The 19,704-nt window shown below is 73.1% G+C and carries 21 protein-coding genes; 9 read left to right on the top strand and 12 right to left on the bottom strand.

Annotation, left to right across the window (positions count from 1 at the left end):
- Window positions 1–45: 45 nt before the first annotated feature.
- Together IE108_RS21840 and IE108_RS21835 are read right to left on the bottom strand one after the other, a co-directional pair.
- Complete coding sequence (locus IE108_RS21840; protein ID WP_064727087.1) at window positions 46–759, bottom strand: ArsR/SmtB family transcription factor; 714 nt, start codon at window positions 757–759, stop codon at window positions 46–48.
- Window positions 760–806: 47 nt separating this feature from the next.
- Complete coding sequence (locus IE108_RS21835) at window positions 807–1,448, bottom strand: TetR/AcrR family transcriptional regulator (protein WP_064727086.1); 642 nt, start codon at window positions 1,446–1,448, stop codon at window positions 807–809.
- 103 nt (window positions 1,449–1,551) lie between these two features.
- On the opposite strand from IE108_RS21835, the gene IE108_RS21830 reads away from it, so the two are divergent.
- From IE108_RS21830 to IE108_RS21820, 3 genes are all read left to right on the top strand, one after another.
- Window positions 1,552–2,703: an acyl-CoA dehydrogenase family protein gene (locus tag IE108_RS21830; RefSeq protein WP_064727085.1), complete on the top strand. Its 1,152-nt coding sequence runs from the start codon at window positions 1,552–1,554 to the stop codon at window positions 2,701–2,703.
- Between the two features lie 74 nt (window positions 2,704–2,777).
- Window positions 2,778–3,092: a YiaA/YiaB family inner membrane protein gene (locus tag IE108_RS21825; protein WP_064727084.1), complete on the top strand. Its 315-nt coding sequence runs from the start codon at window positions 2,778–2,780 to the stop codon at window positions 3,090–3,092.
- Window positions 3,093–3,152: 60 nt separating this feature from the next.
- The gene (locus IE108_RS21820; protein WP_064727083.1) at window positions 3,153–3,797 is read left to right on the top strand and encodes a TetR/AcrR family transcriptional regulator; all 645 of its coding nucleotides are present in this window, start codon (window positions 3,153–3,155) and stop codon (window positions 3,795–3,797) included.
- On the opposite strand, the gene IE108_RS21815 is transcribed toward IE108_RS21820, so the two are convergent.
- Complete coding sequence (locus IE108_RS21815) at window positions 3,788–4,249, bottom strand: MaoC family dehydratase (protein WP_064727082.1); 462 nt, start codon at window positions 4,247–4,249, stop codon at window positions 3,788–3,790. The two genes, IE108_RS21820 and IE108_RS21815, sit on opposite strands and share 10 nt — an antisense overlap.
- 113 nt (window positions 4,250–4,362) lie before the next feature.
- Between IE108_RS21815 and soxR the strand changes: the two genes are divergently transcribed.
- A complete protein-coding gene (gene soxR / locus IE108_RS21810) occupies window positions 4,363–4,872 on the top strand; it encodes a redox-sensitive transcriptional activator SoxR (protein WP_064727081.1) in 510 nt (169 codons plus the stop codon).
- Between the two features lie 25 nt (window positions 4,873–4,897).
- Here soxR and IE108_RS21805 read toward each other — a convergent pair whose 3' ends face one another.
- Both IE108_RS21805 and IE108_RS21800 read right to left on the bottom strand, forming a co-directional pair.
- Complete coding sequence (locus IE108_RS21805; protein ID WP_064727080.1) at window positions 4,898–5,635, bottom strand: 3-keto-5-aminohexanoate cleavage protein; 738 nt, start codon at window positions 5,633–5,635, stop codon at window positions 4,898–4,900.
- Between the two features lie 105 nt (window positions 5,636–5,740).
- Complete coding sequence (locus tag IE108_RS21800) at window positions 5,741–6,346, bottom strand: hypothetical protein (RefSeq protein WP_064727079.1); 606 nt, start codon at window positions 6,344–6,346, stop codon at window positions 5,741–5,743.
- Between the two features lie 221 nt (window positions 6,347–6,567).
- On the opposite strand from IE108_RS21800, the gene IE108_RS21795 reads away from it, so the two are divergent.
- A complete protein-coding gene (locus IE108_RS21795) occupies window positions 6,568–9,375 on the top strand; it encodes a penicillin acylase family protein (RefSeq protein ID WP_064727078.1) in 2,808 nt (935 codons plus the stop codon).
- Window positions 9,376–9,391: 16 nt separating this feature from the next.
- On the opposite strand, the gene IE108_RS21790 is transcribed toward IE108_RS21795, so the two are convergent.
- Window positions 9,392–10,648, bottom strand: a complete 1,257-nt coding sequence (locus IE108_RS21790; RefSeq protein ID WP_189397728.1) for an exo-beta-N-acetylmuramidase NamZ family protein — start codon at window positions 10,646–10,648, stop codon at window positions 9,392–9,394.
- 187 nt (window positions 10,649–10,835) lie between these two features.
- Between IE108_RS21790 and IE108_RS21785 the strand changes: the two genes are divergently transcribed.
- The 3 genes from IE108_RS21785 to IE108_RS21775 are packed head-to-tail and all read left to right on the top strand — an operon-like array spanning window position 10,836 to window position 13,911.
- Window positions 10,836–11,606: an SDR family oxidoreductase gene (locus tag IE108_RS21785; protein WP_064727076.1), complete on the top strand. Its 771-nt coding sequence runs from the start codon at window positions 10,836–10,838 to the stop codon at window positions 11,604–11,606.
- Window positions 11,603–13,282, top strand: a complete 1,680-nt coding sequence (locus IE108_RS21780; protein ID WP_064731686.1) for a class I adenylate-forming enzyme family protein — start codon at window positions 11,603–11,605, stop codon at window positions 13,280–13,282. Before IE108_RS21785 ends, IE108_RS21780 begins: the two co-directional genes overlap by 4 nt.
- 35 nt (window positions 13,283–13,317) lie before the next feature.
- Window positions 13,318–13,911 (top strand): TetR/AcrR family transcriptional regulator, encoded by a 594-nt coding sequence (locus tag IE108_RS21775; RefSeq protein WP_064727075.1) that lies wholly within the window; start codon window positions 13,318–13,320, stop codon window positions 13,909–13,911.
- Window positions 13,912–13,963: 52 nt separating this feature from the next.
- Here IE108_RS21775 and IE108_RS21770 read toward each other — a convergent pair whose 3' ends face one another.
- From IE108_RS21770 to IE108_RS21745, 6 genes are all read right to left on the bottom strand, one after another.
- Window positions 13,964–15,178 (bottom strand): acyl-CoA dehydrogenase family protein, encoded by a 1,215-nt coding sequence (locus IE108_RS21770; RefSeq protein WP_064727074.1) that lies wholly within the window; start codon window positions 15,176–15,178, stop codon window positions 13,964–13,966.
- A gap of 6 nt (window positions 15,179–15,184) precedes the next feature.
- Complete coding sequence (locus IE108_RS21765; protein ID WP_064727073.1) at window positions 15,185–16,210, bottom strand: phosphotransferase family protein; 1,026 nt, start codon at window positions 16,208–16,210, stop codon at window positions 15,185–15,187.
- A 113-nt stretch (window positions 16,211–16,323) separates the two neighbouring features.
- Entirely contained in the window at window positions 16,324–16,635 is a 312-nt protein-coding gene (locus tag IE108_RS21760; RefSeq protein ID WP_079163460.1) for a DUF202 domain-containing protein, read from the bottom strand.
- Window positions 16,636–16,637: 2 nt separating this feature from the next.
- A complete protein-coding gene (locus IE108_RS21755; protein ID WP_064727072.1) occupies window positions 16,638–17,030 on the bottom strand; it encodes a YidH family protein in 393 nt (130 codons plus the stop codon).
- Window positions 17,031–17,039: 9 nt separating this feature from the next.
- On the bottom strand, window positions 17,040–17,576 hold the full coding sequence (locus IE108_RS21750; RefSeq protein WP_064727071.1) for an NUDIX hydrolase: 537 nt from the start codon (window positions 17,574–17,576) through the stop codon (window positions 17,040–17,042).
- 24 nt (window positions 17,577–17,600) lie between these two features.
- On the bottom strand, window positions 17,601–18,494 hold the full coding sequence (locus IE108_RS21745) for a DMT family transporter (RefSeq protein ID WP_064731684.1): 894 nt from the start codon (window positions 18,492–18,494) through the stop codon (window positions 17,601–17,603).
- A 255-nt stretch (window positions 18,495–18,749) separates the two neighbouring features.
- Here IE108_RS21745 and IE108_RS21740 point away from each other — a divergent pair, with 255 nt between their 5' ends.
- Window positions 18,750–19,694 carry a hypothetical protein gene (locus IE108_RS21740; protein WP_064727070.1) on the top strand — a complete coding sequence of 315 codons (945 nt, stop codon included), beginning with the start codon at window positions 18,750–18,752 and terminating at the stop codon, window positions 19,692–19,694.
- The last annotated feature ends 10 nt before the right edge of the window (window positions 19,695–19,704 follow it).

The following is a 19,704-nucleotide window of genomic DNA, read 5'->3' as shown; positions in this document are numbered from 1 at the left end:
GATGTCGGACGTCGCCCCTTCCGGACGGCCGACGGCGCCGCCGGCTCAGCGCAGCGCCACCGGATCGATGCCCAGCAGCCCGGACAGCGCGGCCTCACCGGCCGGCGTGACCTTCACCGCCCGCTCCGAGCCGATGCGCACGCACCAGCCGCTGTCCAGGGCGTGCCGGCACAGGGCCGCGCCCGCCACGCCAGCGAGGTGCGGGCGCCGTTCGGTCCAGTCGAGGCAGGCGCGCGCCAGCGGACGGCGGCCCGTGGGCGTCAGCGCGATGCCGGCGGCGCGGAACCAGCCGAGCCCGGCGTCGGTCAGCGCGAAGCCGGTGTCCTGGCGCAGCAGCCCGCGTCCCGTCAGGGCGTCGGTGACCGCGATGCCGAGCCGCCCGGCGAGATGGTCGTAGCAGGTGCGCCCCCGGGCCATCGCCGATCCCGCGCCCGACGCCCGCAGGGTGTGCGGCCGCCGGGCGGCGGCCTCCGGCGCGACCTGCGCCGCCAGGTCCTCGACCAGGTGCGCGACCCGCTCGTCCGCCAGCCGCACGTACCGGTGCCGGCCCTGGCGCTCCTCGGCGAGCAGTCCGCCCGCGACGAGCTTGCCCAGGTGCTCGCTGACCGTCGACGCGGCGACCCCGGCGTGCCGGGCCAGCTCGCCGGCGGTCCACGCCCGCCCGTCCAGCAGCGCCAGCAGGCAGGCGGCGCGGGTCTCGTCCGCGATCAGCGCCGCCAGCCGCGCGAGGCCGGGCGCCCCGGCGTCCTTCTCGGTCATGCGTTCCAGGATGGGGCACGCACGGTTCGGCGGGCGCCGAAGTGTCCTCAGCCGCTCCGCGCCACCTGCGCGTACTGCTGGGCCAGCCCGTCCAGCAGGGCCGTCAGCCCGGTATCGAAGGCCCGCTCGTCGATCTTCTCCTGCTGCTCGGCCAGGAGGTGGGCCTGCTGGAGGTGCGGGTAGTCGGCGGGATCGTAGGCCCCCGCGTCGTCGACGAAGCCCCCGGCGAAGGAGCCGAGCGCGGAGCCCATGATGAAGTACCGCATCAGCGCCCCGATGGACGTGGCCTGGGCCGGGGGCCAGCCGGCCGCGACCATCGCGCCGTAGACGGCGTCCGCGAGGTGCAGCGCGGCCGGACGGCGGCCGGGGCCGTGGGCCAGGACGGGGACGATGTTGGGGTGGTCGCGCAGGGCGGCACGGTAGGAGACGGCCCAGTCGTGCAGCGCGGTCCGCCACTCCCGGCCGTCCTCGAACATCGACAGGTCCACCTGCGCGCTCACCGAGTCGGCGACGGCCTCAAGGATCTCGTCCTTGGTGCGGAAGTGGTTGTAGAGCGAGGGCCCGCTGACGCCCAGTTCCGCGGCGAGCCGGCGGGTGGAGACGGCCGCGAGCCCCTCCGCGTCCACCAGCGCGCGGGCCTTGTCGACGATCCGGTCGGTGCTGAGGAGGGGCTTGCGCGGTCGGGCCATGGCGCACATAGTAGGGCTGCGGCATTTAACTAGCACTGCTAATTTAAAGGTCCGTCTTTCAAGGTCCACCGGTCAAGGTCCGTCTTCTGTGGGGTGACTCGGCATGAATCTGGAGCTCAGCGAGGAGCAGAGCGCCGTGCGGCGGCTCGCGCGGGACTTCGTGGAGCGCGAGATCGCCCCGCACGTCGTCGCCTGGGACCGCGCCGAGGACGTGGACCGGTCGATCGTGAAGAAGCTCGGCGAGGTCGGCTTCCTGGGCCTGACCGTCGACGAGGAGTACGGCGGCTCCGGCGGCGACCACCTCGCCTACTGCCTGGTGACGGAGGAGCTGGGGCGCGGCGACAGCTCCGTGCGCGGGATCGTCTCCGTCTCCCTCGGCCTGGTCGCCAAGACCGTCGCCGCCTGGGGCGACGAGGAGCAGAAGCGGCGCTGGCTGCCCGGGCTGACCTCCGGCGAGTACGTCGGCTGCTTCGGCCTGACCGAGCCCGGCACCGGCTCGGACGCGGGGAACCTCTCCACGCGCGCGGTGCGCGACGGCGACGACTACGTCGTCAACGGCACCAAGATGTTCATCACCAACGGCACCTGGGCCGACGTCGTGCTGCTCTTCGCCCGTTCCACCGACGCCCCCGGCCACAAGGGCGTCTCCGCCTTCCTGGTGCCCACCGACACCCCGGGGCTGACCCGGCGCACCATCCACGGCAAGCTCGGGCTGCGCGGCCAGGCCACCGCCGAACTGGTCCTGGAGGACGTCCGCGTGCCCGCCTCCGCGATGCTCGCGCCCGAGGGCAAGGGCTTCTCGGTCGCCATGTCCGCCCTCGCCAAGGGGCGGATGTCGGTCGCCGCCGGCTGCGTGGGCATAGCCCAGGCCGCGCTGGACGCGGCGGTGGGGTACGCGGGGGAGCGGGAGCAGTTCGGCAAGCCGATCGCCCGCCACCAGCTGGTGCAGGAGCTGATCAGCGACATCGCCCTCGACGTGGACGCGGCCCGGCTGCTGACCTGGCGGGTCGCCGACCTCGTCGACCGCGGGCAGCCCTTCGCCGTCGAGTCCTCCAAGGCCAAGCTGTTCGCCTCGGAGGCCGCCGTGCGCGCCGCCAACAACGCCCTCCAGGTCTTCGGCGGCTACGGCTACATCGACGAGTACCCGGTCGGCAAGCTGCTGCGCGACGCCCGCGTGATGACCCTGTACGAGGGCACCAGCCAGATCCAGAAACTGGTCATCGGGCGTGCGCTGACGGGGGTCTCGGCCTTCTGAGCGCCGGGTCTGAGTACCCGGACTGAGTACGGCGGCGGATGTGGCGCGGGCCACGTCCGCCGATCCTTGTACCCATGAGTGACACACCGATCAAGCAGCAGAACACGGCGGCCTTCTACGGCCAGGCCGTGGCGTCGTTCTCCGTGGCCATGGCCGCCACCGCCATCGGCATCTACCAGCTCCGGGCCGACGCGTGGGTGCGCGCCTTCCTGGCCATCGCCGTCCTCTACCTCGTCACCTCGGCCTTCACCCTGGCCAAGATCATCCGGGACCGCCAGGAGGTGGGGCAGATCGTCAGCCGCGTGGACCAGGCGCGGCTGGACAAGATCCTGGTCGAGCACGACCCCTTCCACAAGCCCGGCGGCCCCTCGGCCCAGCAGCGCGCCTAAGCGCCCGCTCAGTTCGGGCGGTATGGTGGTGCTCCTGTCACCGAGAGGGGCGAACAAGCGATGAGTACGGCGGCCGAGACGACGGGCGGCGACATCGAGCCGTGGGAAGAGGTCACGCCTGACGCGGCCCGGCGGCTCCTGGTCGCCGCCGTGGAGGCGTTCGCCGAACGCGGGTACCACGCGACCACGACCCGCGACATCGCCGGCCGGGCCGGTATGAGCCCGGCCGCGCTCTACATCCACTACAAGACCAAGGAAGAGCTGCTGCACCGCATCAGCCGGATCGGTCACACCCGCGCGGTGGCCATCCTGCGCACCGCGGCACAGGGCGAGGGCGGCGCGACCGAACGGCTCGCCGACGCGGTCAGCTCCTTCGTCCGCTGGCACGCGGGCCGGCGCACGACGGCGCGGGTCGTCCAATACGAGCTGGACGCGCTCGGGCCCGAGGCCCGGGAGGAGATCCTGGCGCTGCGCCGGCAGTGCGACGCCGCGGTGCGCGGCATCATCGACGACGGCGTGGCGACGGGCGAGTTCGACGTGCCGGACGTCAAGGGCACCACGCTCGCCGTGCTGTCGCTCTGCATCGACGTGGCCCGCTGGTTCAACGTGAACGGCGCCCGGACGCCCGACGAGGTCGGCGCGCTCTACGCCGACCTCGTACTGCGGATGGTCGGGGCCGCGGGGGCCCGCCCGGCTCAGACGTAGTAGCGCGCGACGGACTCGGCGACGCAGACCGGCTTGTCGCCGCCCTCGCGTTCCACGGTGAAGGCGACGGACACCTGGATCCCGCCGGTGACGTCCTCGACCCCCGTGATCCTCGCCGTGGCGCGCAGCCGCGAGCCGACCGGGACGGGGGAGGGGAAACGGACCTTGTTGGTCCCGTAGTTGACGCCCATCTTCACGCCCTCGACGCTCATCAGCTGCGGTCCGAACAGCGGCAGCAGCGAGAGGGTCAGGTAGCCGTGCGCGATCGTGGTGCCGAACGGGCCGGCGGCGGCCTTCTCCGGGTCCACGTGGATCCACTGGTGGTCGCCGGTGGCCTCGGCGAACAGGTCGATCCGCTTCTGGTCGACCTCCAGCCAGTCGGTGTGGCCCAACTGCTCGCCCACCGCCGCCTTCACCTCGTCGACGGATGTGAAGATCCTCGGCTCTGCCATGCTCCCGGCCTCCCGTGTGACGCGACTCTAAGCGACTGCTTAGCATGGTCGCCGCGGAGGGCGTCTGTCAACGCACCGGACGGGTGAGCGGGCGGGTCGGTAGGGTTCGAGGGGTGCCTCAGATTCCCGAGAAGATCCACGAGCTCACCGTCGGCCAGCTCGCCGCACGCAGCGGCGCCGCCGTCTCCGCCCTGCACTTCTACGAGTCCAAGGGCCTGATCACCAGCCGCCGCACCTCGGGCAACCAGCGCCGCTTCAGCCGTGACGCGCTGCGCAGGGTGGCCTTCGTGCGCGCGGCCCAGCGGGTCGGCATCCCCCTCGCCACCATCCGCGAGGCGCTCTCGGAGCTGCCGGAGGGCCGTACCCCCACCCGGGAGGACTGGGCCCGGCTCTCCGCGTCCTGGCGCTCCGAACTCGACGAGCGCATCAAGCAGCTCAACCGCCTGCGCGACCATCTCACCGACTGCATCGGCTGCGGATGCCTCTCCCTGGACACCTGCGTCCTGTCCAACCCGGACGACGCCTTCGGCGAGACCCGCGCGGGCTCCCGCCTCCTGGTGGAACGCCCCGGCACCCGCCGGGCCCGCCGCGACCGCGCCCCGGCCCCGGCGGACTGCGACTGACCCGACCGGACGGCCGGGCGTCCGCTCACCCCCCGCCCCGCCGCCCGGCCCTCCACTCGGCAAGGCCCGCCCGCACCAGCTCCGCGTTGGACGGGGCCCGCCGGCCGTCCGGCATCAGCAGGGTGTCCTCCAGGCCGATGCGCGTCGGCAGGTCCAGCCGGCCCGCCAGCCGCAGTACCGGCCAGGCGCCCGCGTCCTCGCCGTGCAGCAGGACGGGGCGGCCGTGCGCCGTGCCGAGGGTGGACAGCAGGGCCCGTGCCGTGTCGCGCGCGGTCGCCGGGCCGGTGTCCGTGACCTCCGCCAGGACCCGCAGCACCCGAGGGCCCAGCGGTGAGCGCAGGAAGCGCGCCGCCCCGTCCGTGCCGGACCAGATGCCCGCCTCCACGCCCACCCCGCGCTCCAGGAGCGCGGCGGCGGTCTCCTCGGCACCCGGCTCGTGCCAGTTGACCGACGCGTGGTCGGGCAGCACCGTCCAGGCGCGGATCCGGGCCACCCGGGCGGCCGGCTCGGGCTCCGCCCAGGCGCCCGTCGTGACGCCCACGGGGACCGCGGCCGGCAGCCGTGCGCGTACCGCCTCCAGCGTGGCCGCGAGCACCCGCGGCGACAGCGTGTCCCCGCCGCAGGGCGTCTTCGGGTGGACGTGGACGTCCGTCGCCCCGGCGGCGACCGCTTCCGCCACGGAGTCCGCGAGCGCCTCCGGCGACAGCGGCACCACCGCCCCGTCGCCCGCCCCGCGGGTCCCGTTCGCACACAGCTGCACCATCCCCCCATGGTGCCGGGACCCACCGACACCCCGGGCGGACTCCGGGAACCGGGGGCACGGCATCCCCTGCGCACCCCCGCGACCGGCGAGACCCCGACGGGGTGTCTACGCCGACATCAGCAGCCGTCGCCCCCGCCGGGCCCCCGCCAGCGCGTCCGGGGTGAGGACCGGACGCGGCACGAGGATCCCGCACTCCGCGCAGACGGGCCCCGTCGAGGGCTCGTGGTCCAGGTCGTAGGTCCAGACGAGGCGTTCCCCGTCGCACACCGGGCAGACGGATCCCGGCTCCCGCTCCAGCGCCGAGATCAGCCGGCGCAGCACCTCCGCCAGCGGCCAGTCGGGGTGCACCCGCGGATCGTCGCACCAGGCGACGCCGAAGCCGCCCCAGGTCAGCCGGTGCCAGTCGTCCACGCTGCCCGGCCTGCGCAGCCCGTCGTGCTTCTCCTTCCTGCGCCGCTCGGCGAACTCGTCCTCATAGGCCAGCCACACGGAACGCGCCTCCTCCAGCTCCTCCAGTGCGGCCACGAGCCGCGCCGGGTCCGGAGAGCGGTCCTCGGGACCGAACCCCGCCCGAGAGCAGAGATGGTCCCAGGTAGCCCTGTGCCCATAAGGGGCAAATCGTTCAAGGCACTTGCGCAGCGAATAACGCCGCAGCGCCAGGTCGCACCGTGGATCGCGGACCTGTCTCGCCAGACTTCGGAAACCGGCCATCGCCCTGCACCTCCGTCACACCTGCACCTGTACTCGGGTCACTTCGGCGTCGTCGTACGGACGTCGCCGAATAGACGTATCGACAACCGATTCGGCTCCATCGGATTTCCGATGCCCCTCATAAGCCGATCCACCCACTGGAAAAAGTGACGCATGTTCATCTTCCAACTCGGGGATACCGGCGGTAACGTCCCGCCACACCCCCGTCGGGAGGAGCTGCCATGCCACGAAGCGCCCCACGCAACGCCCTCGACAGACTGAGAACTCCCCGCGGCCTCCACGGGTTCCTGAAGGGCGCCTCCGTATGCGCCCTGATAGCCGGTCTCTTGTCGCCGCTTTCCCCGGCGATGGCCTCCGACACGGATTCCGCCGAAGTCGCCACCGCCGCGGCACCCGCCGAGGACCACTGCGGAGGACAGTGTTCCGACATCCTGCCGCCCGGCCAGAACGGCAACGCCACCCTCGCCCAGATCCTCCTCAACCAGGCGTTCGGCACCCAGCCCGCCCACGCGGAGGACCAGCTCGGCCCCTACGCGAACCTCGCCACGGGCTACTCCGCGCTCACCAACGACAAGATCGACGACTTCTTCAACGACGCCTCCTTCGGCGTCCCCGCCGGCCAGGTCGCCTCCACCGTGCGCCCCGCCGGCCGCGGCGACGTGACCATCGTCCGGGACAAGAAGACCGGCGTGCCGCACATCACCGGCACCACCCGCTACGGCACCGAGTTCGGCGCCGGCTACGCCGCGGCCCAGGACCGGCTGTGGCTCATGGACCTCTTCCGGCACGTCGGACGCGGCCAGTTGACCCCCTTCGCCGGCGGCGCCCCCGCCAACCAGGGCCTGGAACAGCAGTTCTGGCGCAGCGCCCCCTACACCGAGGCCGACCTGGAGGCGCAGATAGAGAGCGCCGCCGCCAAGGCCGGCGAGCGCGGTGAACTCGCCCTGGCCGACGTGGACGCCTACGTCGCGGGCATCAACGCCTACATCGACGCATCCGACCGGGGCCGCTACTTCCCCGGCGAGTACGTGCTGACCGGCCACAAGAACGCCATCACCAACGCCGGCACCATCGAGCGCTTCAAGCGCTCCGACCTGATCGCGCTGGCCTCGGTCATCGGCTCCCTCTTCGGCGCCGGCGGCGGCGGCGAGGTCGCCAACGCGCGCTCCCTGCTGGCCGCCCAGGAGAAGTACGGCGTGGCCGAGGGCACCGAGGTCTGGGAGTCCTTCCGCCAGCGCAACGACCCGGAGGCCATCCTCACCCAGCGCGAGGGCAGCTTCCCCTACCTGCCGAGGCCCGACGACCCGCAGGGCCGCGCCCTGCCCGACGCCGGCTCGGTCCAGGAGGAGCCGCTGATCCACGACCGCACCGGCAGCGCGGCCACAGCGGGCGCGGCCGCCGCCTCGACCGAGGCGGCCGGCGCCGCCGTGACCTCCGCCCGGCGGGGCATGTCCAACGCCCTCGTCGTCAGCGGCGACCACACCGCGAGCGGCAACCCGGTCGCCGTCTTCGGACCCCAGACCGGCTACTTCGCGCCCCAGCTCCTCATGCTCCAGGAACTCCAGGGGCCGGGCCTGAGCGCCCGGGGTGCCTCCTTCGCCGGCCTGAGCATGTACGTGGAACTCGGCCGCGGCCAGGACTACGCCTGGAGCGCGACCACCTCCGGCCAGGACATCATCGACACCTACGCCGTCGAACTCTGCCAGGACGACTACCACTACCTCTACCGCGGCACCTGCACCCCGATGGAGAAGGTGGAGCGCAAGAACGCCTGGAAGCCGACCGTCGCCGACGGCACCAAGGCCGGTTCCTACACGATGCGGGTCTGGCGCACCAAGTACGGCCCGGTCGAGTACCGCGCCACGGTCGGCGGAAAGAAGGTCGCCTACACCAGCCTGCGCTCCTCCTACCTGCACGAGGCCGACTCGATCATCGGCTTCCAGATGCTGAACGACCCCGGCTACCTCGACGGCCCGGAGCGCTTCCGCAGCGCCGTGCAGAACATCAACTACACCTTCAACTGGTTCTACGCCGACTCCGAGCACACCGCGTACTACAACAGCGGCGACAACCCGGTACGCGCGGACGGCGTCGACGCGGAGTTCCCGGTCTGGGCGCGGACCGACTACGAGTGGCGGGACTGGGACCCGGACCACAACACGGCCCGGTACACCGAGGCGTCCCTGCACCCGCAGTCGGTCGACCAGGACTACTACATCTCCTGGAACAACAAGCAGGCCGAGGACTATCCGGCCGCAAGCTGGGGCAACGGCTCCGTCCACCGCGGCAACCTCCTCGACGACCGGGTCGGGAAACTGGTCGCCGAGGGCGGCGTCACCCGGGCCGCGCTGGTGCGGGCCATGGCCGAGGCGGGCCTCGCCGACCTGCGGGCCGAGGACGTGCTGCCCGACCTGCTGAAGGTGATCGACTCCGCGCCGGTCACCGACCCGGAGGCGCGCACGGCCGTCGACCGGCTCAAGGCCTGGCGCGCGGCGGGCGGCCTGCGCACCGAGACCTCGGCCGGCTCGAAGCAGTACGCCCACGCCGACGCGATCCGCACCCTGGACGCCTGGTGGCCGCTCCTGGTGAAGGCCGAGTTCGAACCCGGCCTCGGCAGCGGCCTCTACACCGCCTTCACCGCCAACCTCCCCGTCGACGAGTCACCGTCCGCCGCCCACGGCCCCACCGGCGCCCACGCCGGCAGCGCCTTCCAGTACGGCTGGTGGAGTTATGTCGACAAGGACATCAGGTCGGTGCTCGGCGAGTCCGTCCAGGGGCCGCTCGCCCGCGAGTACTGCGGCGGCGGCGACCTGGCGAAGTGCCGGGACAGCCTGCTCGGCACCCTGAAGGAGGCGTCCGGCCGCACGGCCGCCCAGGTCTACCCCGGCGACGACAACTGCTCGGCCGGCGACCAGTGGTGCGCCGACTCCGTCATCCACCGCACCCTGGGAGGCATCAAGCACGGCGGCATCGGCTGGCAGAACCGGCCGACCTACCAGCAGGTCGTGGAGTTCACGTCCCACCGGTGACCGGCCGGTCCCCGGCTCAGCGGTAGATCAGGTACTGGCGGCGGGTCCTGCGGAACGCCGCCAGTTCCCGCTGCCAGCCGGCCACCACCTCGTCGGTGTCCGCGCCCGCGTCGATCATCGTGCGCACCTGCGTGGAGCCGGTGAGCTTGTCGATCCAGTTGTCCGGCCGCCAGGCGAAGCCGTCCCAGCTGCGCCTGGCGGTCACCAGCAGGGCGATCCCGGTGCGCACCGGGTCGAAGGCGTCCCGGTCGTGCACGTGGACCTGGACGCCGCCGACGGTCTTCCCCTGGAACTTGGAGAAGGTCGGCGCGAAGTACGCCTCCCGGAAGCGCACCCCGGGCAGGTCCAGTTCGTTGACGGCGGCCGCCCAGCCCCCGTCGATCCCCTCGGCGCCGAGCAGTTCGAAGGGGCGGGTGGTGCCGCGCCCCTCGGAGAGGTTCGTGCCCTCGAACAGGCAGGTGCCGGAGTAGACCACGGCCGTCTCCGGAGTCGGCATGTTCGGGCTCGGCGGCACCCACGGCAGCCCGGAGGCGTCGAAGAAGTCCGACCGCCTCCAGCCCGTCATCTCCACCGTCTGGAGCGGGACCGGCGACGGCAGGAACTCGTGGTTGAACAGGTGCGCCAGCTCCGCGACGGTCATGCCGTGCGCCTGCGAGATCGGCTGCCGCCCGACGAAGGTCGCGAACTCCTTGTGCAGCACCGGCCCGAGGGCCGCCCGCCCGGTCACCGGGTTGGGCCGGTCCAGGACGACGAACCGCTTCCCCGCGAGCCCGGCCGCCTCCATGCAGTCGAACAGCGTCCAGATGTACGTGTAGAAGCGCGCGCCGGCGTCCTGGATGTCGAAGACGACCGTGTCCACGCCGGACGCCGTGAAGACGTCCGCGAGCGGCTGCCCGCTCTTCAGGTAGGTGTCGTACACCGGCAGACCGGTGGCCGGGTCGTCGTAACGGCCCTCGGAGCCGCCCGCCTGCGCCGTCCCGCGGAACCCGTGCTCGGGACCGAACACGGCGGTGAGGTCCACCCGGTCGTCGGCGTGCATGACGTCCACGATGTGCCGGACGTCGCGGGTGATGCCGGTGGGGTTGGTGACCACGCCCACCTTCCGGCCGTCGAGCAGCGCGTAGCCGTCCTCGGCGAGGCGCTCGAACCCGGTGCGCAGCCGGTGTCCGCCATGCCCCCCGGACGCGGCCCGGGCCGGGCCGGCGGTGACGGCGGCGGTACCGGCCGCCACCGCGGCCGTGGTGGCGAGCAGGTTCCGTCTGGACAGCGTCATGCGGTGACCTCCGTGATCGCGGCGGGTGTCATGCGCACGCACGCTAACCCGCGGCCCGGGCCACGCGGAACGACCCGGACCGCGGTTCACCTCTTCCGGTCCTACATACCGACTGGTTAGTCTGGCGCTGTGGCGGAGCCGCCGCCGTGGTGTCGCAGCCATGTCGCAGCCGTGTCGAAGGAGACCGATGGTGGAAGCCGTGCAGGATGCGGGAGTCGTCGTCACCGGGGCCGGGGGAGGTATCGGCGCCGCGCTGGCCCGCCGCTTCGCCGCCGAGGGCGCCCGGGTCGTCGTCAACGACCTCGACGCCGGCCGCGCGCGGTCCGTGGCCGACGAGATCGGCGGCATCGCGGTCCCCGGCGACGCGTCCGCGATCGTCGGCGAGGCCCGCGAGGCGCTGGGCGGCAGGGTCGACGTGTACTGCGCCAACGCCGGCGTCGGCTCCGGCGGCACCGAGGCGGCGGACGAGGCCGTCTGGGCGCTCGCCTGGGACGTCAACGTGATGGCCCACGTCCGCGCGGCCCACGAACTCGTCCCGGACTGGCTGGAGCGCGGCACCGGCCGCTTCGTCTCCACCGTCTCCGCGGCCGGTCTGCTCACCATGATCGGCGCCGCCCCCTACAGCGTTACCAAGCACGGTGCGTACGCCTTCGCCGAGTGGCTGTCCCTGACGTACCGCCACCGCGGCATCAAGGTGCACGCCATCTGCCCCCAGGGCGTTCGCACCGACATGCTCACCGCGAGCGGCAGCGCGGGCGAACTGGTGCTCCAGCCCACCGCGATCGAGCCGCGGGACGTGGCCGACGCCCTGTTCAAGGGCATCGAGGAGGACCGCTTCCTGATCCTGCCGCACCCGGAGGTGGCCGAGCACTACGAGGCCCGCGCCGCCGGCCCCGACCGCTGGCTGCACGGCATGAACCGCCTCCAGCGCCAGTGGGAGGAGGCGACCGCGCGGTGACCGTCCCGTCCTACGCCGACAAGCCCTGGCTGGACCTGCTGACCGACGCGCAGAAGGCGACGCTGCGCCCGGACGCCTCGCTGGTGCACGCCCTGCGCCGGGTCGCCGCCGACGTTCCGGACCGCGACTTCCTCGCCTACTTCGACGGCCGCCTCACCTACCGCGAGGCGGACGAGCTGAGCGACTCGGTCGCCGGGCATCTCGCGGCGCGCGGCCTGGAGCGGGGCGACCGGGTGGCGGTCGTGCTGCAGAACTCCCCGCACTTCGTGCTCGCCGTCCTCGGCGCCTGGAAGGCGGGGGCGGTCGTGGTGCCGGTCAACCCCATGTACAAGTCGGGGGAGGCCGGCCACGTGCTGCGGGACGCCGAGGCCGCCGCGCTGGTCTGCTCGGACCGGGCCTGGGAGTCGTACCTGCGCGAGACGGCGGCCGGCTCGCCGGTGCGGATCGTGCTCACCGCGTGCGAGCTGGACTTCCAGACCCGCGGTGACGCGCGCGTGCTCTCCTTCGAGCGGCTGCCCGACGCCGCCGACGCCGCCGACGCCGACGACCTCACGGCGGCCGCCCGCGCCGGCCACCCGGCGCCCGCCGACCGCGACCCCGCACCACAGGACGTTGCGCTCATCAGCTACACCTCGGGCACCAGCGGCACACCCAAGGGCGCCACCAACACCCACCGCAACATCATGTACAACGCGGAACGCCAGCGCACCGGCCTCGGCCTGCCGGCGGCGCCGGTCTACTTCGCGCTGGCACCGCTCTTCCACATCACCGGCATCGTCTGCCAGTTCGGCGCCTGCCTGAACAGCTCGGGCACGCTCGTCCTGGCGTACCGCTTCGAGGCGGACGTCGTGCTCGACGCCTTCGCCGAGCACCGCCCGCACTACATGGTCGGCCCGTCCACCGCCTTCATGGCCCTGGCCGCCCGGCCGTCCGCGACCCGCGAGCACTTCGCGTCCTTCACCGTCATCTCCTCCGGCGGCGCCCCGCTGCCGCCGGCCCTGGTGGAGAAGTTCCGCGCGGGATTCGGGCCGTACATCCGCAACGGCTACGGGCTCACCGAGTGCACCGCGCCGTGCGCCTCGGTCCCGCCGCACCTGGAGGCGCCCGTCGACCCCGTGTCCGGGACCCTCGCGGTCGGCGCCCCCGGCCCCGAGACCGTCGTCCGGATCGTCGACGAGCTGGGCGCCGAGGTGCCGTTCGGGGAGCAGGGCGAGATAGTCGTGAGCGGGCCGCAGGTCGTCCCCGGCTACTGGCGGCGCCCGGACGCCACCGCCGAGACCTTCCCCGGGGGCGAGCTGCGTACCGGGGACATCGGCTTCATGGACGCCCGGGGCTGGCTCTACGTCGTCGACCGCAAGAAGGACATGATCAACGCCTCCGGGTTCAAGGTCTGGCCGCGCGAGGTCGAGGACGTGCTCTACACGCATCCGGCGGTGCGCGAGGCCGCGGTCGTGGGCGTGCCCGACGGGTACCGGGGGGAGACCGTCAAGGCGTACATCAGCCTCCGTCCGGGTGCCGACACCGCCCCGGACGCGTTCTCCTCGTACTGCAGGGAGAGACTGGCCGCCTACAAGTACCCGCGTCAGGTGGAGATCCTGCCCGACCTGCCGAAGACGGCGAGTGGGAAGATCCTCCGTCGGGAACTGCGTTCCCGTAGGCAGGACGACGGACAGTGAAGACGGACAGTTGAACGGAAAGGCAGGTGACGGCAGTGCCCAGGACCACGGACGGGGACGGCACTCCGGTGCCGCAGCGGCTCCTGGCCGCCGCCACCCGGCTCTTCGCGGAGCAGGGCTACGACCGCACCTCGGTACAGGAGATCGTGGAGGCGGCCGGCGTCACCAAGGGAGCGCTGTACCACTACTTCGGCTCCAAGGACGACCTCCTGCACGAGGTGTACGCGCGCGTGCTGCGCCTCCAGCAGGAGCGCCTGGACGCCTTCGCGGACTCGGACGAGCCGGTCGAGAAGCGGGTGCGGGACGCGGCGGCCGACGTCGTGGTCACCACCATCGACAACCTCGACGACGCGTCGATCTTCTTCCGCTCGATGCACCAGCTGAGCCCCGAGAAGAACAAGCAGGTGCGGGCCGAGCGGCGGCGCTACCACGAGCGCTTCCGCGCGCTGATCGAGGAGGGCCAGCGGGCCGGGGTGTTCACCAAGGAGACCCCGGCGGACCTGGTGGTGGACTACCACTTCGGTTCCGTCCACCACCTGTCCACGTGGTACCGCCCCGACGGGCCGCTCGGCCCGCAGGAGGTCGCCGACCACCTGGCCGACCTGCTGCTGCGGTCCCTGCGCCCGTGAGGTGACGGCCCCCGGTCCCCCCGGGGGCGCGCCCGTCCGTGGCGTCCCGCGGTCAGAGGTACCGCTTGATCTCCCGGCGGGCCAGCGAGCGCTGGTGCACCTCGTCCGGACCGTCGGCGATCATCAGCGTCCGGGCCCCGGCGTACAGCTCGGCCAGCGGGAAGTCCTGGCTCACACCGCCCGCGCCGTGCAGCTGGATCGCCCGGTCGATGATGTCGACCACCGCGCGCGGCGTCGCGATCTTGATGGCCTGGATCTCGGTGTGCGCGCCCCGGTTGCCGACGGTGTCCATCAGCCAGGCGGTCTTGAGCACCAGCAGCCGCAGCTGCTCGACGGTCACGCGGGCGTCGGCGATCCAGTTGTGCACCACGCCCTGCTGGGCCAGCGACTTGCCGAACGCGTCGCGGGAGACCGCGCGGCGGCACATCAGCTCGATCGCCCGCTCGGCCATTCCGATCAGCCGCATGCAGTGGTGGATGCGGCCGGGTCCCAGGCGGGCCTGCGCGATGGCGAAGCCGCCGCCCTCCGCGCCGATCAGGTTCGCCACCGGCACGCGCGCGTGGTCGAACGTCACCTCGGCGTGGCCGCCGTGGTAGTGGTCCTCGTAGCCGAAGACCTGCATCGCCCGGTCGACGCTGACGCCCGGTGTGTCGCGCGGGACCAGGATCATGGACTGCTGGCGGCGGATGTCCGCGCCGTCCGGGTCCGTCTTGCCCATCACGATGAAGATCTTGCAGTCCGGGTTCATCGCCCCGGAGATGTACCACTTGCGGCCCGTGATCACGTACTCGTCGCCCTCGCGCTCGATGCGCGTGGTGATGTTCGTGGCGTCCGAGGAGGCCACCTCCGGCTCGGTCATCGCGAAAGCGGACCGGATCTCCCCGGCGAGCAGCGGTTCGAGCCACTGCTTCTTCTGCGCCTCGTCGGCGAACTGGGCCAGCACCTCCATGTTCCCGGTGTCCGGCGCCGCGCAGTTCGTCGCCGTCGGCGCCAGCTGCGGGCTGCGGCCGGTGATCTCGGCGAGCGGGGCGTACTGGAGGTTGGTCAGGCCCGCGCCGTACTCGGCGTCGGGGAGGAAGAGGTTCCACAGGCCCTGGCGGCGGGCCTCGGTCTTCAGGTCCTCGACCACCTGCGGCGTGTCCCACGGGGAGGCGAGGCGGGCGCGCTGCTCGTGGGCCGTCTGCTCGGCCGGGTGGACGTACTCGTCCATGAAGGCCAGCAGCCTGGCGCGGAGTTCCTCGGTGCGTGCGTCGAACGCGAAGTCCATGGCGGGTCAGCCCTCCTGAAGGGTGGTCAGGCCGTGCTCGATGAAGACGGGGACGAGGTCGCCGATGCGGTCGAAGCCGCGGCCGACCGTCTGGCCCAGCGTGTAGCGGTAGTGGATGCCCTCCAGGATCACGGCGAGCTTGAACCAGGCGAACGCCGTGTACCAGGCGACGGCGGACACGTCGCGCCCCGAGCGCGCGGCGTACCGCTCGATCAGCTCGGCGGGGGCGGGGTGGCCGGGGGCCTGGGCCGTGGTGGAGACGGGGGAGTCCGGCATGCCGAGCGGGCTGCTGTACATCACCAGCAGGCCGAGGTCGGTGAGCGGGTCGCCGAGGGTCGACATCTCCCAGTCGAGGATCGCGTTGATCGTGTCGTCCTCGCCGCCGATCAGGACGTTGTCCAGCCGGTAGTCGCCGTGCACGACGGTCGGGGCGGGGGAGCGGGGCAGCTCCCGGCCGAGCGTGGCGTGCAGTTCGTCGATGCCCGGCAGGTCGCGGTTGCGGGAGGCGTCGAGCTGCTTGGCCCAGCGGCGCAGCTGGCGGTCGAGGAACCCCTCCGGGCGGCCGAAGTCGCCGAGGCCGGCCGCCGCGGGGTCCACCGCGTGCAGCTCGACCAGGGTGTCGACGAGGTTCAGCACGGCGGCGCGGGTGCGCTCGGGCCCGAGGGGGGCGAGCTGCTCCGCCGTGCGGTACGGGGTGCCCTCGACGAACTCCATGACGTAGAACGGCGCGCCCAGGACCTCCTCGTCCTCGCACAGGAGCAGGGGGCGGGGCACCGGCACGTTCGTGGGGTGCAGGGCGCTGATGACGCGGTGCTCCCGCCGCATGTCGTGCGCGGTGGCCAGGACGTGGCCGAGCGGGGGGCGTCTGACGACCCAGCGGGCGGTGCCGTCGGTGACGGCGTAGGTGAGGTTCGACCGTCCGCCCTCGATCAGCCGGCCGGACAACGCGCCGGTGACCAGGCCGGGCCGCTCGCGGTCGAGCAGCACGCGCAACCGGTCGAGGTCGAGTCCGGGCGGGTGGTCGGGGGTCATCGTCGCTCCCTGCGGCAGGTGAACAGTACCCGACTCATGATGCCGACCGGTCGGTATGCCGTCCAGTGGGCGGGCGCAACGTGATCGGCGCCACGGGTCCGGCCAGGGGCTGCTCAGAGCACGAGGAACGCGCCGCACACGGCGACGGCGACCGTGCACAGGGCCGCCGCGGTGGCGTGCGGCGGGGGGAGGGCCCGGGGGCGGTGGGCCGCCGCGAGGCCGGTGATGCGGCCGTGGGCGATGTACAGGAAGGCCAGCCAGAGGGCGCAGCAGAGGGCGGCGGCGAGGACGGACGAGGGGCCGGCGCCGTCCTGCAGCGCGGACTTCGCGGCGAGCACGGCGACGACGGTGCCGGAGAGGGTGGTGCGGCGCCAGGCCAGCCGGGTGCGCTCGGGCTGGAGCCCGGGATCGCGGTCCGTGCTCACGCTCAGCCCTCCCAGTCGACCAGGACGACGACCACCATCGCCACGGCGACGACCGCGACGACCAGGCCGAGCAGGGCGGGGAAGCGGGAGGCGGGGAGGTCCTCGCCGCGGCGCATCGCGCGTTCGCAGCGCACCCAGTGGTTCACGGCGCGCAGCGAGCACAGCACCCCGGAGGCGAGCAGCGCGAGCGCGAGCCCGACCCGCCAGCTCCCGCGGAGGTCGGGCAGGAACTGGTCCACCGCGAAGCCGCCGCCGATCAGCGCCAGCGCGGTGCGCAGCCAGGCCAGGAAGGTGCGCTCGTTCGCCAGGGAGAAGCGGTAGTCGGGCGTCCGCCCCTCCTCCCGGACCTCCCCGGGCACGAACCAGAGCCGGACGTTCCGCACGAATTCGATCACCCGGGGACCCTATCGGGCCGCGTCCGCCCCGCCCCCGTACCCCCGCCAGGCCCGCAGTCGCGCGTACGCCGCCGACCCGTCCGGCACCCACTCCCACTCCCCGAGCCGGCGATCCAGCTCCGCCTCCGGCAGGAACCGGTGCCAGGCCACCTCCTCCTCCTGGGGCGCGACCGGCCCCGCGCAGCGCACCTCGTACACCGCAGACCACCAGGTGCGCCCGGCGCCGTCGTCGTACAGGAACTTGAAGAGGAAGTCCGGCCGCGGCAGCCCGGCGACACCCAGTTCCTCCTCCGCCTCCCGCAGCGCCGCGTCGTCGTAGGACTCGCCCGCGCCCACCACGCCCCCGACGAACATGTCGTACAGGGAGGGGAACACCAGCTTCGTCGCGGTGCGGCGGTGCACGAAGATGCGCCCCTCGGGGTCCCTGGCCCACACGAACACGCAGCGGTGGCGCAGTCCGCGGGCGTAGGCCTCGCCCCGCGGGACCTGTCCGACCACGCGGTCGTTCTCGTCGACGATGTCGAGGATCTCGTCAGCAGCGCTCATACCGGCCATCCAAGCAGCGGCCGGTCAGCGCCGCTGCAGGGCCCGCTCCCGCCCGCTCTCACCGGTGCCCTGCGGCATCGCCGGGTGCAGCCCGAGCAGCACGATGCCGGCCACCACCGACGCCAGACCGCCCGCCTCCCACGCCAGCGACCCGGCGTCGGTGCGCAGGCGGTCGCCGAGGAATCCGACCCCGCAGGCGATGCCGGCGAGCGGCTGGGCGGCCGTCAGGGCGGGCAGCGACCTGCGCAGCGGAGCCGTCTCGAAGGCGCTCTGCACCAGGACCAGACCGGTGATCCCGAGGACCACGACCGCGTAGGGCTGCCAGCCGGTCAGCAGTTCCGCCGCACCGCCCGCGGAGAAGCGCCGCCCGCTCACCCGCGTCAGCGCGTCCTGCACCCCGTACAGCAGCCCGGCGGCCAGGGCCAGCAGCGTCGGGCCCCAGGTCAGCCGGGAGCGGCCGGCGCACGCCGTGAGCACGAGGGCCGCGCCCACCATCACGCCGATGATCAGCCAGTGCCGCAGCGGGTCGGTCACCGCACTGCCGCCGCGCGGCTCGCCCGCCAGGATGAACGCCGTCACCCCGCCCGCGAGCAGCGCGAGCCCGGCCCAGCCCTGCGGGCCCAGCGGCTGCCGGGTCTGGATCCGGGACAGGGCGAGCGCGAAGAGGAGGTTGGTCGCCAGGAGGGGCTCGACGAGGGTGAGTTCGCCGCCGCCCAGCGCCACCGCGCCCAGCGCCATGCCGGCCACCATCAGCCCCATGCCGGCCAGCCAGCGGGGCACCCGGACCAAGTCGAGCAGCAGCCGGGGCGAGAGGAAGTCGCCCAGCGGAGCGCGCTGCGCGGCGTTCTGCTGAAGGACGAAACCGAAGCCCAGGCAGCACGCGGCGCTCACGGCGAGAACCAGAACCAGAACCGACACGCTGCGTACCTCGATCGTCAGTCGGGTCACGGGTGCGTCGGGGCCGACTCTACTGTCGGCGGGACCCGGCCGCCGGGCGAGTGGGGCATTCGGGGTGGAGTCGGAGTCAAGTCCCGCCAGTGGGAACCCAGTTGACGCGTGTAACGAACGGAATCCTCTTGACGTCAAGCATTGGCGGCCGGTTTGCTGTGCGTGATCGATTCATGGCAGTCCGGCTACGACGACCCCCCGCGTCGCGTGAGGAAGTTTCCCGCGGTGTCCCCACCCCCGCCTCCGTTCGGCCGAGGCCGCAGACGCGCGGCCCAGGCCTTCGACGAGGCCCTCGACGACGCCGAACTCGTGGCAGCGCGCGCGGCGTTGGCCCAGGGGCGCTGGCAGTCCGCCCGGTCCCTGCTGGTCCACACGGGTGACGACTGGGACCGCCGGGGCCACCGGATGACCGTCCTGGCCAAGGAGCCCTCCTGCGCCCCCTGGGCCCGCGAATGGCTGCTCGCCGAACCCGACTCCGCCGACGCGACGGTGCTGCTCGCGCTCGCCCTGGTCCGGCGCGCCCTGCGGGGCAAGGACAAGCCGCCGCGGGCCCGGGAGGCCTGCCGGGACGCCGCCGCCCTCGTGCCCGGCGACCCGACACCCTGGCTCGGGCTCCTCCTGCTGGAGCGCTCGCTGGGCGCGGAGGAGGACGTGGTCCGGGTCTTCGACGAGGTACGGGTGCGCTACGCCGACCACCACCACGCCCACCACCTGATGGTGGCCCGCCTCGCCGAACGCGGCGCCGGCCCCGACCCGCTGCACGAGGTGTACGACTTCGCCAACTGGGCCGCCGAGCAGGCCCCCGCCGACTCCCCGCTGGCCATCCTCCCGGTCGTCGCGCACGCCGAGCGCTACCGCGTCCTGGCCCGGGCCGGGCACGAGAGCGCCGACCCGCGGGCCGCCGGCCACTGGGTGGGGCGCCGCGCCCGGCTGGTGATGAAGGCCGCCTTCGACTGGTGGCTCGAATGGGAGCAGGACGGCCACCCCCGGCGGCTGATCGACCTCAACTTCCTCGCCCACGCCAAGTGCTGCGAGGGCCGGGGCGCCGAGGCCGCCGCCCTGTTCCACCGCATCGGCGAGCACGTCACGCCCGCCCCCTGGGCCTATCCGGACCGGGACCCGACCGCGGCCTTCCGCGCGGCCCGCGCGAGCGCGCTCGGCACCACCTGACCACCCCCCC

Origin of the sequence: Streptomyces parvulus (genome assembly GCF_014648855.1) — a bacterium.
Taxonomy (GTDB): domain Bacteria; phylum Actinomycetota; class Actinomycetes; order Streptomycetales; family Streptomycetaceae; genus Streptomyces; species Streptomyces parvulus.
This window is presented reverse-complemented; position numbering and strand designations above follow the sequence as displayed.